Raw genomic sequence first — 13354 nt, 5'->3', positions numbered from 1 at the left:
CAAAGACAGTGTACCTCAAAATTTTAGCATAGCTGCTACCTTTTCACAATGAACCTTTATAGAAGAATAAAATAAATTAAAAAAAGGTAATATAATATCGTTGTGCGTATTCATACATTTACCTTTTCATAAAAGAATTCATGAATCGTACGGGCAGTCGGCATTGTCTTCATTTGCTTTGTCGAAATTAATCTCCCCGTCTCTTCACAAATACCATACATGTCTATTTCCATCTTAAATAATGCGCGTTCTACATCCTTTAAATCCTCTTTTATATCATGTAATAGCAATTTTTTCTTTATCTCTTCCTTAATTTCATATCCAAGTTCTTGGCTGAACTCGACATCATATTTGTGCATTACTTCTTTAGCTAGTCTCTCTTGCAACTCTTTTCTCATCAATTGCAATTCTTCTTTTATTTCCATGTAAATTTCATTCACGTGTACATTCCTCCTAGCTGTAATGTACAGTTAGTGTGTCCGAAATTTATTTGCTTACCTCACACACATTTTTCCTTCACAGGAAAGAGTCTGAAAGTGATTTTGATATACCATCAACAAAAAAACTGACTGCATCAATAGCAGTCAGCTTTTTTATTATTTTACATAGTTTTCTTTAACAACTGTTGCACAACGCTCACATAATGTTTCATGTTCAGTATCTTTACCAATTGTTTCTGAAACTACCCAACAACGTTCACATGTTTCACCAGTTGCTTGGGCAACAACAACCGCTGTATGTTCATACTTCGGTGCATCTGCTGGCGCTTCATCCATCATACCACCAAGTTTATACTCAGAAACGATGAATAATTGCTTTAAGTCTTCGCTAATAGACTCCAACATAACTTTCATTTCTGCAGTTGGATATAGTGTAATGCTTGCATTTAATGACTTACCGATTACTTTTTCATTACGAGCTACTTCTAGTGCTTTTAACACGTCATCACGTAATGTCATAAATGCATCCCATTTTGTTTTTAACGCTTCCGCGTCATCTAATTGTACAGCTTCTGGCATATCAGTTAATTGTACACTTTCTTCTGTTACGCCTGGAATATATGGCCATACTTCATCAGCTGTATGCGGTAAGATTGGTGTTACAAGTTTCGTTAACGCAACAAGAACATCATATAATACAGTTTGAATTGCACGACGATCTTCGTGGTTTGCACCTTCAATGTATAAAATGTCTTTTGCAAAGTCTAAATAGAATGAACTTAAATCAATTGTACAGAAGTTATGAATTGCATGATACACAGCAGCGAAGTCGTATGTCTCATATGCTTCTTTAACTTTTGTAATTAAGTCATTTAATTTCACTAACATGTAACGATCTACTTCACGAAGTTCAGCTACAGCTACTGCATTTTCACTTGGATTAAAGTCGTCTAAGTTTCCTAATAAGAAACGGAATGTGTTACGGATTTTACGATACACTTCTGCTACTTGTTTTAAAATATCATCTGAAATACGTACGTCAGATTGATAGTCAACAGAAGATACCCATAAGCGTAAAATGTCTCCACCTAATTGATCCATAATTTTCTTCGGTACGACGATGTTTCCAACCGACTTACTCATTTTACGTCCTTCACCGTCTAGTACGAAACCGTGGCTTAATACGCCTTTATATGGTGCTTTACCTGTTACAGCAACTGCTGTTGATAATGAAGAGTTAAACCAACCACGATACTGGTCAGATCCTTCTAAATATAAATCAGCTGGACGCTGTAAATCTTCGCGCTCTTCTAATACCGCTTGGTGAGAAGAACCTGAATCGAACCATACATCCATGATGTCTGTTTCTTTACGGAATTCGCCATTTGGGCTACCCGGATGTGTAAACCCTTCTGGTAATAGATCTTTCGCTTCACGCTCGAACCATACGTTAGAACCGTGTTCACGGAATAAATCTGCTACATGGTTAATTGTTTCATCCGTAATAATTGGATCACCATTCTCAGCATAGAATACCGGAATTGGCACACCCCATGCACGCTGACGAGAAATACACCAGTCACCACGGTCACGAACCATATTATGAAGACGAGTTTCTCCCCATGCTGGTACCCATTTTGTTTCCGCTACAGCTTCTATTAATTCTTTACGGAATGCTTCAATAGACGCAAACCACTGTGCTGTCGCACGGAAAATAATTGGTTTTTTCGTTCTCCAATCATGTGGGTATGAATGTGTAATGAATGTTAGTTTCAGTAACGCGCCTACTTCTTCTAATTTTTCTGTAATTGGTTTGTTAGCTTTATCATAGAATAAGCCTTCAAATCCAGGTGCTTCATTTGTTAACACACCTTTATCATCGACTGGGCAAAGTACTTCTAATCCATACTTTTTACCAACAACGAAGTCATCTTCCCCGTGTCCTGGTGCTGTATGAACACAACCTGTACCTGCATCTGTTGTTACGTGATCTCCTAGCATAACTAATGAATCACGATCGTAGAATGGGTGTTTTGCAACTGTGTACTCAAGTTCGCTACCTTTTACTGTTTTCACAACTTCAGCATTTTCCCACTCTAACGTTTTTGCAACTGTCTCAAACAGCTCAGAAGCAATGATATATTTCTCATCATTTACTTTTACAATGCTATATTCAAGCTCTGGGTGAACAGAAATACCTAAGTTTGCAGGTAATGTCCAAGGTGTTGTTGTCCAAATGATGTACTTTTCATCACCTTCTAATACGTTCTTTCCATCTTTTACAGGGAATGCTACGTAAATAGATGCTGATTTTTTATCTTGATATTCAATTTCAGCTTCCGCTAAAGCAGATTCACTCGTTGGAGACCAGTAAACTGGTTTTTGACCTTTATAGATATAACCTTTTTTCGCCATGTCACCAAACACTTTAATTTGTTGTGCTTCATAAGCTGGCTCTAAAGTAATATATGGATTATCCCAATCTGCACGTACACCTAGACGCTTAAATTGTTCACGTTGACGTTCTACTTGTTCATATGCATACTCTGCACATAACTTACGGAACTCAGCAACTGTCATTTCTTTACGTTTTACACCTTTATTTGTTAAAGCTTGTTCAATTGGTAAACCGTGCGTATCCCATCCTGGAACATATGGTGCACTAAAACCAGTCATTGATTTATAACGAACAATAAAGTCTTTTAATACTTTATTTAATGCATGTCCCATATGAATGTCACCATTCGCATATGGAGGTCCATCATGCAATACAAATAAAGGACGACCTTTTGTATGTTCTTGTACTTTTTCGTAAATATTCATTTCAGCCCATTTTTCTTGCATTGCAGGCTCACGTTTTGGTAAATTCCCACGCATTGGGAACTCAGTTTTTGGCATCAGTAATGTATTTTTGTACTCCATGCTCAATTCCTCCTTACATGTATAAAAGAAATACTTAAAAAACGGAATAAAAAAGAGACCTTCTCATCCCAAAAAGGGACGAGAAAGTCTCCCGCGGTACCACCCTAGTAGATCATATACATATGTATAGAATCCTCTTTATATTCTTAACGCGAATACACGCCTACGCTTACTCTATTTGTTCAGCGCGGAACTCCAGGGTGATATTCCCACTATCTCCTTATCCTGAGCTTACACCATCCTCAGTTCGCTATATAAGGTTTGAAAAGGTACTTATCCCTATCTTCGTTTTTCTTAATAAATATGTTGTTTAAAATTATATGTAATAATGAGAAAAACGTCAAGCTTACACTGTTTCTTCTTTTTTCAACAGTTCATCTACTTCGTCTTCTAATTCAATTAGTTTATCCCAATCATCGTTGTTTAACATCTCAAGCTGTGTTTCTAATAACATACGGAAACGAGTTCGGAATACTTTCGCTTGTTTCTTTAGCTCTTCAATATCAAAAGCAACTTTTCTTGATTTTACTAATGCTTCGTTAATAATACGATCAGCATTCTTTTCAGCTTCACGCACAATTAATTTCGCTTCTTTTTGCGCATTACGTTTTACTTCTTCCGCTGCTTCTTGTGCAACAACGATAGATTTGTTTAACGTATCTTCAATATTAGAGAAATGATCTAACTTCCCTTCTAACTGCGCAACTTTTTCTTCTAAAGCTTTTTTCTCACGAATGACCAATTCATAATCTTTGATAATTTGATCAAGAAACTCATTTACTTGATCTTCATCATAGCCACGGAATCCGCGACCAAATTCTTTGTTATGAATATCTAATGGTGTTAACGGCACAACGCCACCTCCAAGTAGTTATCTAAATTTCCTCTTTCAATTATATCTTTTCTTCGACAAAATAGGAGGATTTCCTTCTAAAAAACCAATCATTTTAGTATACCATACAAAATTCTCCATTTGTCGCGTTTTGTTCTACCTTCTACAGAAAATAATTTACTTCGGCCATATCCTCTAACAGAAAAAACATCTCCTGGATAACATTCATACGAAGTTTGCTCCACTGTTTTCCAATTGACTTTTACTAAACCATTTTTTATGAAAGGTTGTACTTTCTGTCTAGATAAATGTAACATTTCAGCTAACATAACATCTAAACGAAGTGAAGAAACCGTTCCAGATTTCTCTCCCCACGTTTCATGTATCTGTAGAATTTTTTCTCCTTGCACTGACGCTAAAGAGACTTTTACTTTCCCTATTGATTGTAAGTTCATCTCAATATACGATACAATTTCTTTCGCAACTACAATTTGGGCACGATTTTCTTGCAGCAAAATATCACCACATTTTTCTCTTGTTAAACCAAGAGACATAAATGTACCTAATATTTGCCTATGTTCTAGCGTATAAAACTTGGAAGGATAGTCAATTTCTAATACTTCTACTTGAAATTCTTCTTCATTTAATTCTAGATAGTCTGGATAAATAAGTGCTCTTTTACGCTCTGCATTAGGCGTTGCACCACCAAATTGCACAGCAACATCACCTTGTCCTATTACCATAGAAACAATTTGTTGTTGCCTAGGATCAAGAAAATCCGTTAACTTCACTTGATGGTACTCCGCCGCTCGCTTCCACTCTAGCACTTTATCCACAAAGACCTCCTCATCAGGCCTAAAATGTTCGTAGATGCTCATGTATTTACCTTCTTACTATAAGAAATAGCTTAATAAACTGAACAAACCAGTTTTAGCAAGTTTCAACGCAAAGATTGCAACGATTGGAGAAATATCAATCATTCCAAGCGGCGGAATAAAGCGGCGGAATGGTTCTAAATACGGTTCACAAATACGTGCCAGGAACTCTCCAAAAGATGATTCCTTTGCACCAGGAAACCATGATAGGAGAATGTAAATAATAAGTGCCCACGAGTAAATCTCGATAGCATAACTTAACACTATAAAAACTGTTGTCATGGCGTATTACCACCTCTTTATATTTGTTTCTTCTTCTTCACCGAATAACTCTGAAATTGCACCAACAATATCTACATTTTCAGGTGTACACATAAATGTTTTCGGTCCTATTTTTTGAATGTCCCCGCCTATAGCGTATACAGTACCACTTAAAAAGTCAACGATACGCACCGCTTGATCAGTAGACATTCTCTGCAAATTAATTACAACAGCTCGTCTACCTTTTAAGTGGTCCGCAATCCCTTGCGCTTCCGAATATGTGCGTGGTTCTAATAAAACAACTTTTGAAGATTGTTTTGCTGTTTCAATACTAACAACATTTTGCTTCGGTTGTGCTTTCGGAAACGTAACGTCTTGTTGTTCTGGTGGATCTTGCTGCTTTTTCATGTCTGTTTGCTCCTTTTCATAACCATATTGAGCTGCTTCTTTTTCTTCCGGTGTATCAAAAAAGAAGTATTTTACTTTTGACCAACTCATAATAAGATTCTCCTTCCTTTTACGCTTTTCCTACTAAAATCGTTCCCAAACGAATATATGTAGCCCCTTCTTCAATTGCAATCGTGTAATCGTTGGACATTCCCATTGATAATTCTTTACATGGCGCATGTAATAACTCTAGCTCCTGCACCTCTGTTTGCAGCATACGTAATTCCTTAAAACAGCGTCTGATTTCTTCCTCTTCTTCTGTAAATGGAGCCATCGTCATTAGTCCAACCACTTCAATTTTATCGAATTCTTGCAAACTTTGAATAAAAGAAACAACCTCTTCTATTGCCAATCCTTGCTTCGATTCTTCAGATGAGGTTTTCACTTGAATAAAGCATTTTACTTTCTTATCAGCACGTTTCTGAATTTCTTTCGCCAGGGAAAGACGATCTAACGAATGTAAATAATCAATTTCATTAATAATTTCTTTTACTTTTCTCGTTTGTAATGAGCCAATAAAGTGCCAATTAACTTTTGAACCGAAATGCTCGTATTTCTGTAAGAAACCTTCATTTCTATTTTCACCTAAATCGATAATTCCAGCTTCAATTACTTCGTTTGTTTTTTCAATCCCTACAGTTTTTGTAACTGCAACAAGTTTAATATCTTGCAACGAACGTCCAGCTCGAGCGCAAGATTCTTTAATAGCTTCGTTTACAATTACTAAATTTTCTTGTACTGTCACTTGCTTCCTTCCTCCTTAAAACCTATGAAACTCAACATTCTTCCTGTCTTACCTTGATCACGACGATGAGAGAAAAATAGTTGCTCTTCACAGCTTGTACAAAGAGATGACATTACAATATGCTCTTCTTTTATGCCTGCTTGTACACATAATATACGATTAATTTCTTTTAAATTAATTGCGTACTGCCCGTCAGAAATTTTTTGATGAGGAACAGCACCGCTAACTACTTCCTGTGCTGCTGTTAATACACGATCATCCACAACATAACAACAAGATCCGATCGACGGCCCAATTGCAACATGAATTTCATCACTTGAAATACCTTCTGCATCCCACTTTTGAATCATTTCCTTTGCAATCTCTTGTACAGTGCCTTTCCATCCAGCATGCGCAAGTCCTATCATACCATGTGATGGTGCATAAAAATAGAGCGGAACACAATCCGCGTAACAAGACGTTAACAGAACATCTTCATTACTCGTATAAATGCCATCTGTTTTTGAAATGCCGTCCTCATATGAATAGACGCCACTTCCCTTTTCCTGTTGCCCTACTTTTTCAACATGATGAGCATGAACTTGTTCAGAGCAAATCCAGTTTTCTAATGGTTTTTGTAACTTATTTGCTAAAATGCGTCTGTTTTCATGAACGTTCTCCACGATATCATTCACATGTAATCCTAAATTCATCGTATGAAAGGAGCCCGTACTTATCCCACCATCTTTTGTCGTAAATCCAGCAGTAATGTTTCCAAGTTCTTTCCACGCTTGTAAATACAGTATACCGTCCACATATTTAAATGGTTCTCTCATAATAAAGCGGCTCCTTTTAATTAAAATAACAGAAAAAAGCATGGTACTTCCTGTCTATTTTACCATACTTTTATTTTTTCATAATCCTAACAGAAAAAAAAGAGGAATTTGTAATATTCTTTATGAAATTGTCGGTGTTTGTATTGATTCTGTTACAGTATTAACAGGATTTACTCTTACAAGTATGACATCCTCTCCAATCTTCACAATTTCCTTCCAAGGAATTACAATCTCAACATCTTTTCCAAAAATACCTAGCATACGTGTCTGTTTGGAAATAATAACAGAACAAACTTTCCCTGTGTTCATATCAATTTCAATATCTCCAATATTCCCAATCCTTTTTCCATCTGAAATATTTATAACATCCTTCATCTGTAACTCTGAAATTCGTATCACCATTTTTATCCTCTCCCTTATATGACGAATTGGAAACTGTTTCTCATATTTACAGGAAGCCACCTATACGAAACACCATACTAGTTTCATTATATGAACACTAATCCCCTACTATGAGCACAAACTATATTACATATAAAAAGGTCTCACCATAATTGGTGAGACCTTATCCTTGAATCGTTTTATTCATTTGTTTAATGGCTGACTTCTCTAAACGTGATACTTGCGCTTGCGAAATCCCAATTTCTTCTGCAACTTCCATCTGTGTCTTTCCTTGGAAGAAACGTTTTCTAATAATCATTTTCTCTCTATCATTTAAACGCTTCATTCCTTCTTTCAATGCTAATTCTTCAACCCACTGCTCGTCCTTTTGTTTTTCATCACTTAACTGATCCATAACAAAGATAGGATCTCCTCCATCATTATAAATTGGTTCAAATAATGAAACTGGGTCTTGAATCGCATCTAAAGCAAATACTATCTCTTCATGAGTTACTTCTAGCACTTTTGCAATATCCATTGCTGTTGGTTCTTTTGAATTTTCTGCAATCAACTTTTCTCTTACTTGCAAAGCTTTATACGCAATATCTCGCAATGAGCGCGATACGCGAATCGGATTATTATCACGCAAATATCTGCGTATTTCCCCAATAATCATCGGCACAGCATACGTTGAAAATTTTACATTTTGGCCTAAATCAAAATTATCAATTGATTTCATAAGTCCGATGCAACCAACTTGAAATAAATCGTCAACATATTCTCCTCTGTTATTAAATCTTTGGATGACGCTCAGTACAAGACGTAAGTTTCCATTCACTAATTTTTCTCTTGCGCTTATCTCTCCACTTTGCATTTCACGAAATAATTTACGCATCTCTTCATTTTTTAATACTGGAAGTTTAGCTGTATCAACACCGCAAATTTCTACTTTGTTTCTCGTCAAAGTGTTCCCTCCTATCGGGAGTTGCTGTACAGTGTAAAGTATTTCCTTTGAAGGGGATTTTATGCATGTGGTTTTTTCACGATTTGTTATTTAAATTATCTTTCCTAATACAACTAAATAGAATAAGACCAGCCTACATAACGGCTGGTCTTATTCTTTACACCATTTTATTAAATTCTTTTCGTAATCTTTTTATAATTCTTTTTTCTAAACGCGAAATGTATGACTGTGAAATCCCAAGCATATCAGCCACATCTTTTTGCGTCTTTTCCTCTCCTCCAGCAAGCCCAAACCGAAGTTCCATAATTTGTTTTTCACGATCATTTAATTGGTGTAATGCTTTCATTAAAAGGTGACGATCTACAGTAGCTTCTAAATCTTTTGTAATAATATCATCATCTGTACCTAACACGTCAGACAATAACAGTTCATTCCCATCCCAATCAATGTTTAGCGGTTCATCAAAAGAAACTTCCGAACGATTTTTGTTATTTCGACGTAAATGCATTAAAATTTCATTTTCTATACAACGAGATGCATATGTTGCTAATTTTATTTTCTTTTCCGGATTAAATGTATTTACAGCTTTAATAAGGCCGATTGTTCCTATACTAATCAAATCTTCAATATTTATCCCTGTATTTTCAAACTTTCTTGCTATATATACAACGAGCCTTAAGTTACGTTCAATGAGTAATGACCTTGCTGCCTGATCTCCTTTTGGCAATTTATTCAAAAGAACTTCCTCTTCTTCTTTTGTTAACGGTGGTGGCAACGCTTCGCTTCCACCAATATAATAAATTTCATCGGTCTTAATTCCTAATTTCAGCAATACTTTATACCAAAGGTATACTAAATAAAATTTTAATTTCATCATATTATCCCGCCTCTCATTATTAAGCGATCACCATTTTTTGTGAAATCAACATTTTTGGATGCACAATACATTGATACTCCCCATTAGTAGACAGCTGTTGTGTATTTAATCCAATTAATACTTTGTTTACAACAATAGAACTACCTTCATGGTCAACTTGCACACTGTCAGGCTTAATTGCCCACAAAAATTGACTCTCTACTCCTACTGCACGGAAAGGAATTAAGCGTAATTTGGTCGCCCAACCAGAATCATTTTCTGGTATTTGAGGAATTTCTGTTTTGGAATAAATTTGCTCTGTTAACCAAGATGGTAAGCAATGTTCTAATGATGAAACATGCATAATCATAACGGGTGTTTTGGTTAATGGGTCGTAAAGTTGGTTCCCACTGTCAATAAGGCCTGCCAGTTCTAGTTCTTCTTCGGCTAATTGAATTTTTACTTTCACAATTTGATCATAGTGTATTTTCGTGACCTCTACGCTTTCAATACGCTTTTTAGAAAAATAATAAATTACTGGAAAACCAAAAATAACAAATAACCAACTAATTGGATCACCGTAAGAAATTGACTGAGATTGAACCAATCCATTTACCATTTCATTCGTTTGCAAAAAGAAATGAGTTCCAATTAATCCTCCGCCAACCATAAAGGTTACAAAGTAAAAAGTAAAAACAGTTTGTGCATAATTTCTAAATGTTGTAAACCCAAATGCTGTATACACAATAAGTAACGAGTACAGTAGTTTCATAATTGGATGTGTCATCATAGAAGCAAAAGGAGTAAAGGCAAAAATAACAATAGTTGAACCTATAAATGCCCCTAGCACAAGCCTCCATCTTTTGATTTTCTTTTTTAACACGGTAGCTGTTAATAAAAGCAAAAGAAAATCAATGCAGGCGTTTAACAACCAAACAACGTCGGCGTAAACAACCAAACAATTCACCTCTTTTTTCAAGTTGAGACTAGTATAATGCATATCCAATAGGAAAGTGTGTCAATTTGCGGAGGTGTTTTTTTGTTATTTTGTGATTTCTAGACATAATCTGTCGGTAAAAAATAAAAGTACAAATTCATAGAATGATATACTCTTATTTTCACCAACAAAATATATTGAAATATACGAAATAAAAAAAGACCTGCTTAGCAGGTCTTTTCCATTTAAAAAACAAAAAAGGAGCATGAAAGCTCCTTTTTTTATCGTCTACGACGGTTACGTAAAAATGCTGGAATATCGATATCATCTGAATCTGAATGACGCTCATGTACAACTGGCTCTTCACGCTTCATTTCGCGTTTTACTTCACGCTGTTTTGAAGGTTGAGCTACTGGTTGTTGCTGTTGTTGCGTGTGGTTCGCATTCGGACGGATAATTGGTTTTGGTGGTTGAGTTGCAATGCTATCATCAAAACCAGTTGCAATTACAGTTACAACGATATCATCTTTTAATCCTTCGTTAATAACAGAACCGAAGATCATATTTACTTCTGGATCTGAAGCTGAAGCTACGATATCTGCCGCTTCTTGTACTTCATATAAGCTTAAGTTAGCGCCACCCGTAATGTTCATGATAACACCTTGAGCTCCATCAATAGATGTTTCTAGTAATGGACTTGAAATCGCTTTTTTCGCAGCTTCTGCAGCACGATTTTCCCCGTTACCAGAACCAATACCCATTAAAGCAGAACCTCTATTAGACATAATTGTCTTTACGTCTGCAAAGTCTAAGTTAATTAAACCTGGCGTTGCAATTAAATCCGAAATACCTTGAACACCTTGACGTAATACGTTATCAGCTTCACGGAATGCTTCTAACATTGGCGTATTTTTATCAACAATCTCTAATAAGCGATCATTTGGAATTACAATAAGAGTATCTACATTTTCTTTAAATGCTGCAATACCAGATGCTGCTTGCGTCGCACGCTTACGTCCTTCAAAAGTAAATGGACGTGTTACAACACCAACTGTTAAAGCACCTAATTCTTTTGCAACTTGAGCAACAACTGGAGCTGCACCAGTTCCAGTTCCACCGCCCATACCAGCAGTTACGAAGACCATATCCGCACCACGAAGTGCTTCTTGGATCTGTTCTTTACTTTCTTCTGCAGCTTTTTTCCCTACTTCAGGGTTTGCACCTGCACCAAGTCCACGCGTTAATTTTCCACCAATTTGCATTTTTGTTTCAGCTTTTGATAGATTTAATGCTTGTGCATCAGTGTTCACAGCGATAAAGTCTACACCTTGTACACCGTGTTCAATCATACGGTTTACAGCATTGTTTCCGCCACCGCCGACACCGATAACTTTTATATTCGCTAATTGATCTTGAGTAGTATCAAACTCTAACATGTCGAAATCCCCCTAGAACCTCATTTTTCGTGTCCAATTTTAATCCCATAAATAACGGAATACACGTTTTACTTTTGACATCATGCGGTCATCATTTTGATTATTATTGTTTTGATTACGAGTTTTTTGTTTCGCGGGTTGCTGTTGTACCGGCATTGGTGCTGGTGCTGGTACTGGTTCAAAATGCTCTTGCTTTTCCTGCACATTTTTCCCACGTAATTTAGCTTTTTGATAAGAATGTTTAATTAATCCAACTCCACTTGTATATTGGGGCTCACGCACACCAATATAATCAGGAGTTGCTACACGAACATTTTCATGTAAAATATCATATGCAAGATCAAGAACACCTGGCATAGAAGCAATTCCGCCAGTTAGTACATAACCAGAAGCCACTTGCTTTACTCCTAACTTACGCACTTCATCTTGAACAAACATTAAAATTTCCTCTACACGAGCCTCTATTATATCCGATAATTCCAACTGAGAATATTGTTCTGTTTGGTCGCTTCCCATAATAGGAACCGTAAACATCTCTTCTTCAGATGCTGTATCATAAAAAGCATGTCCATATTTCAACTTAATTTGATCTGCATTTTCTGTTGAAGTTTTCAACCCAATCGCAATATCTTTCGTTATATGGTCTCCACCTAATGGTAATACGCTCGTCGCTTGTAACTCTCCATCTTTAAAAATAGATAAAGTTGTAGATCCTCCCCCCATATCAACAAGGGCTACTCCTCTATTTTTTTCATCTGAAGATATAGCAACTGTTGCAGCCGCTAAAGGTTGAAGACAAATATCAACAATTTCAAGACCTGCTTTTTCTACACAACGAAGTAGGTTATGTAGTAAAGTTCTCGAGCCTGTAATAAGTGTACCTTCCATTTCTAATCTTACACCGATCATCCCGCGTGGATCGTTAATCTCGTCAAGACCGTCTACGATGAACTGTCGAGGTACCACATCAATAAACTCACGTTCTGGAGCAATTGACACAACTTGTGCTGCATCTAGAACGCGTAAGACATCTTCATTCCCGATTTCACGATCTTCATTTGAAACAGCGACTACTCCGTGACAAGGAAGTAGCTGTACCTGGTTTGCATTGACACCTACTACAACTTGCTCAATGTGGATTCCCACCATGCGCTCAGCTTGTTCAATTGCTTTTTTAATTGATCGAACAGTCTCATCTATATCAACTATCGATCCCTTCTTTAAACCATTTGATTTTACATTTCCAACACCAATAATGTTTAAGCTGTCATTAACCATTTCACCAATGATGACTTTAACATTGGATGTACCGATGTCAAGACTAACATATATTTCATTGCTGTTCATTCTTTGGCACCTCCTTCTTTATTTATACCATACAACTCAATATATGGAACAACAATCGCAACTTTACTATTTATAAGAAAAATATTCAACGTCTTT

At 36.3% G+C, this 13354-nt stretch carries 14 protein-coding genes and 1 other annotated feature; all 14 genes read right to left on the bottom strand.

Annotated elements, in window-relative coordinates:
• Window positions 1-110: 110 nt before the first annotated feature.
• Window positions 111-440, bottom strand: a complete 330-nt coding sequence (locus CGQ22_RS05545; RefSeq protein WP_001002956.1) for a TraR/DksA C4-type zinc finger protein — start codon at window positions 438-440, stop codon at window positions 111-113.
• Between the two features lie 156 nt (window positions 441-596).
• Window positions 597-3362 (bottom strand): isoleucine--tRNA ligase, encoded by a 2766-nt coding sequence (gene ileS2 / locus CGQ22_RS05540; RefSeq protein ID WP_089148361.1) that lies wholly within the window; start codon window positions 3360-3362, stop codon window positions 597-599.
• Window positions 3363-3433: 71 nt separating this feature from the next.
• Window positions 3434-3657 (bottom strand) — a binding site (T-box leader).
• Between the two features lie 51 nt (window positions 3658-3708).
• Window positions 3709-4215, bottom strand: coding sequence for a septum site-determining protein DivIVA (divIVA, locus tag CGQ22_RS05535; protein ID WP_001131611.1), 507 nt, complete (start codon window positions 4213-4215; stop codon window positions 3709-3711).
• Between the two features lie 89 nt (window positions 4216-4304).
• Window positions 4305-5072: a YlmH family RNA-binding protein gene (locus CGQ22_RS05530; RefSeq protein ID WP_002164155.1), complete on the bottom strand. Its 768-nt coding sequence runs from the start codon at window positions 5070-5072 to the stop codon at window positions 4305-4307.
• A gap of 15 nt (window positions 5073-5087) precedes the next feature.
• Window positions 5088-5351 carry a YggT family protein gene (locus tag CGQ22_RS05525; protein WP_000214233.1) on the bottom strand — a complete coding sequence of 88 codons (264 nt, stop codon included), beginning with the start codon at window positions 5349-5351 and terminating at the stop codon, window positions 5088-5090.
• 6 nt (window positions 5352-5357) lie between these two features.
• The gene (locus CGQ22_RS05520; RefSeq protein WP_000119129.1) at window positions 5358-5828 is read right to left on the bottom strand and encodes a cell division protein SepF; all 471 of its coding nucleotides are present in this window, start codon (window positions 5826-5828) and stop codon (window positions 5358-5360) included.
• Window positions 5829-5847: 19 nt separating this feature from the next.
• On the bottom strand, window positions 5848-6522 hold the full coding sequence (locus CGQ22_RS05515; RefSeq protein WP_000218005.1) for a YggS family pyridoxal phosphate-dependent enzyme: 675 nt from the start codon (window positions 6520-6522) through the stop codon (window positions 5848-5850).
• Window positions 6519-7337 (bottom strand): peptidoglycan editing factor PgeF, encoded by an 819-nt coding sequence (pgeF, locus tag CGQ22_RS05510; protein ID WP_001209016.1) that lies wholly within the window; start codon window positions 7335-7337, stop codon window positions 6519-6521. The genes CGQ22_RS05515 and pgeF overlap by 4 nt, the downstream gene beginning before the upstream one ends.
• Before the next feature lie 120 nt (window positions 7338-7457).
• Entirely contained in the window at window positions 7458-7739 is a 282-nt protein-coding gene (locus CGQ22_RS05505) for a YlmC/YmxH family sporulation protein (RefSeq protein WP_000236748.1), read from the bottom strand.
• A 163-nt stretch (window positions 7740-7902) separates the two neighbouring features.
• A complete protein-coding gene (gene sigG, locus CGQ22_RS05500; protein WP_000197755.1) occupies window positions 7903-8682 on the bottom strand; it encodes an RNA polymerase sporulation sigma factor SigG in 780 nt (259 codons plus the stop codon).
• Between the two features lie 157 nt (window positions 8683-8839).
• Window positions 8840-9559, bottom strand: coding sequence for an RNA polymerase sporulation sigma factor SigE (gene sigE / locus CGQ22_RS05495; RefSeq protein WP_000976948.1), 720 nt, complete (start codon window positions 9557-9559; stop codon window positions 8840-8842).
• 19 nt (window positions 9560-9578) lie between these two features.
• Window positions 9579-10496, bottom strand: a complete 918-nt coding sequence (gene spoIIGA / locus CGQ22_RS05490; RefSeq protein ID WP_000261975.1) for a sigma-E processing peptidase SpoIIGA — start codon at window positions 10494-10496, stop codon at window positions 9579-9581.
• Window positions 10497-10756: 260 nt separating this feature from the next.
• Entirely contained in the window at window positions 10757-11911 is a 1155-nt protein-coding gene (ftsZ, locus tag CGQ22_RS05485; protein ID WP_000888984.1) for a cell division protein FtsZ, read from the bottom strand.
• Between the two features lie 39 nt (window positions 11912-11950).
• On the bottom strand, window positions 11951-13258 hold the full coding sequence (ftsA, locus tag CGQ22_RS05480; RefSeq protein ID WP_001087556.1) for a cell division protein FtsA: 1308 nt from the start codon (window positions 13256-13258) through the stop codon (window positions 11951-11953).
• Window positions 13259-13354 lie beyond the last annotated feature (96 nt).

The organism is Bacillus sp. M13(2017) (assembly GCF_002218325.1).
In the GTDB taxonomy this organism is placed as follows: Bacteria; Bacillota; Bacilli; order Bacillales; family Bacillaceae_G; genus Bacillus_A; species Bacillus_A thuringiensis_K.
The sequence above is the reverse complement of the archived record's forward strand: the minus strand, read 5'-3'. Positions and strand labels throughout refer to the sequence as shown.

Coding starts and splice junctions, on each gene's coding strand:
- ileS2 (WP_089148361.1), bottom strand. CDS start 3,362: ATGGAGTACAAAAATACATTACTGATGCCAAAAACTGAGTTCCCAATG.
- CGQ22_RS05530 (WP_002164155.1), bottom strand. CDS start 5,072: ATGAGCATCTACGAACATTTTAGGCCTGATGAGGAGGTCTTTGTGGAT.
- CGQ22_RS05525 (WP_000214233.1), bottom strand. CDS start 5,351: ATGACAACAGTTTTTATAGTGTTAAGTTATGCTATCGAGATTTACTCG.
- CGQ22_RS05520 (WP_000119129.1), bottom strand. CDS start 5,828: ATGAGTTGGTCAAAAGTAAAATACTTCTTTTTTGATACACCGGAAGAA.
- pgeF (WP_001209016.1), bottom strand. CDS start 7,337: ATGAGAGAACCATTTAAATATGTGGACGGTATACTGTATTTACAAGCG.
- CGQ22_RS05505 (WP_000236748.1), bottom strand. CDS start 7,739: ATGGTGATACGAATTTCAGAGTTACAGATGAAGGATGTTATAAATATT.
- sigE (WP_000976948.1), bottom strand. CDS start 9,559: ATGATGAAATTAAAATTTTATTTAGTATACCTTTGGTATAAAGTATTG.
- ftsZ (WP_000888984.1), bottom strand. CDS start 11,911: ATGTTAGAGTTTGATACTACTCAAGATCAATTAGCGAATATAAAAGTT.
- ftsA (WP_001087556.1), bottom strand. CDS start 13,258: ATGAACAGCAATGAAATATATGTTAGTCTTGACATCGGTACATCCAAT.